This is a genomic window from Megasphaera sp. An286, assembly GCF_002163455.1.
GTDB classification, from domain to species: Bacteria; Bacillota; Negativicutes; order Veillonellales; family Megasphaeraceae; genus Megasphaera; species Megasphaera stantonii.
In genome coordinates this window covers 1-2,237 of sequence record NZ_NFIY01000042.1, presented here as the reverse complement: position 1 = coordinate 2,237, position 2,237 = coordinate 1, and the positions used below count along the sequence as shown (strand labels likewise).

General features: G+C 53.5%; 1 rRNA gene. It reads left to right on the top strand.

Annotated features, from left to right (window positions below):
• Nucleotides 1-2,237, top strand: a 23S ribosomal RNA gene (locus tag B5F80_RS11075); the annotation flags it as partial.

Sequence of the window (2,237 nt, the reverse complement as noted above, 5' to 3'; positions counted from 1 at the left end):
GAAGGACGCGATAAGCTGCGAAAAGCTGCGGTGAGGTGCAAGTAACCATTGACCCGCAGGTGTCCGAATGGGGAAACCCGGCAGCAGGAGTGCTGTCATCCGAAAGGAAGGGAACCCGGTGAACTGAAACATCTAAGTAGCCGGAGGAAAAGGAATCAACAGAGATACCCTCAGTAGCGGCGAGCGAACGGGGCAGAGCCCAAACCGGGGCGGGAAACCGCTTCGGGGTTGCGGACTGCTAACAAATGGTTGGACGAAGCAGAACCAGTTGGGAAACTGGGCCAGAGACGGTGAGAGCCCGGTAAGCGTAAGGAAGACCATGGAGCAGGATCCAGAGTACCACGGGGCACGAGGAACCTTGTGGGAAGCAGGGGGGACCACCCTCCAAGGCGAAACACTGATATGGACCGATAGCGAATAGTACCGTGAGGGAACGGTGAAAAGAACCCCGGGAGGGGAATGAAAGAGAACCTGAAACCGTATGTCTACAAACAGTCGGAGCGCTTTACATGCGCGACGGCGTGCCTATTGAAGAATGAACCGGCGAGTTACTGTTGCCAGCGAGGTTAAGCGGGAAACGCGGAGCCGAAGCGAAAGCGAGTCTGAACAGGGCGATAAGTTGGTAGCAGTAGACCCGAAACCACAGTGATCTACCCATGTCCAGGTTGAAGCACAGGTAAAAATGTGTGGAGGACCGAACCAGTGAGCGTTGAAAAGCTTTTGGATGAGATGTGGGTAGGGGTGAAATGCCAATCGAACGTGGAGATAGCTGGTTCTCCCCGAAATAGCTTTAGGGCTAGCCTCATGGTAAGAGTACAGGCGGTAGAGCACTGAACGAGGTAGGGGCCTGTCCGGCTACCGAACTTAATCAAACTGCGAATGGCTGTACTTATACATGGGAGTCAGACTGCGAGTAATAAGGCCCGTAGTCAAGAGGGAAACAGCCCAGACCAACAGCTAAGGTCCCCAATGCCGTACTAAGTGGCGAAGGATGTGGAATTTCGAAAACAACCAGGATGTTGGCTTAGAAGCAGCCACCATTAAAAGAGTGCGTAATAGCTCACTGGTCGAGAGACTCTGCGCCGAAGATGACCGGGGCTAAAGTACGGAACCGAAGCTTTGGCAAGTATCATGAGATACTTGGGTAGGGGAGCGTTCCTGCATGGGAGAAGCCTGACCGGAAGGACAGGTGGACAGGCAGGAAGAGAGAATGCCGGTATGAGTAGCGAAAAGAAAGGTGAGAATCCTTTCCACCGAAAGCCTAAGGGTTCCTGGGCAACGATCGTCGACCCAGGGTAAGTCGGGACCTAATCCGAGGCGGAGACGCGTAGGAGATGGACAACAGGTTGAAAATCCTGTACCGCAGGAGTCTGTTTGAGCGAAGGAGTGACACAGAAAGGAATGCGCGCGTGCGATTGGAAGAGCACGTCCAAGCTGGTAGGTTGTGTGGCAGGCAAATCCGCCATACTAAAAGCCGAGAAGTGATGGGGAGCCATTGGAGACAATGGCGAAGGGGCAGGAACTAGGCTGTCGAGAAAAGCTTCTAGTGAGGACTCAGGCGCCCGTACCGAAACCGACACAGGTAGGCAGGAAGAGAATTCTAAGGTGCGCGGGAAAACCCTCGTTAAGGAACTCGGCAAAATGTATCCGTAACTTCGGGAAAAGGATAGCCTAAAGTATGTGAGCTGCAGAAACGCAGGGAGCAGGAATAGGCGGCAGAAGAGAGGCCCAAGCGACTGTTTACCACAAACACAGGCGTCTGCTAAAGCGAAAGCTGACGTATAGATGCTGACACCTGCCCGGTGCTGGAAGGTTAAGAGGACGTGTTAGCCGTAAGGCGAAGCAGAGAATTGAAGCCCCAGTAAACGGCGGCCGTAACTATAACGGTCCTAAGGTAGCGAAATTCCTTGTCGGGTAAGTTCCGACCCGCACGAAAGGTGTAACGATTTGGGCACTGTCTCAACGAGGGACCCGGTGAAATTGAAGTACCTGTGAAGATGCAGGTTACCCGCGACTGGACAGAAAGACCCCATGGAGCTTTACTGTAACCTGAGATTGGATTCCGGTAAGAGATGTACAGGATAGTTGGGAGGCTGAGAAACGGGTACGCCAGTATCCGCAGAGCCGGTGGTGGGATACCAACCTTGTTTTATTGGGATTCTAACGAGAGACGTAACGAGTCTTTGGACAGTCTCAGGCGGGCAGTTTGACTGGGGCGGTCGCCTCCGAAAGAGCAA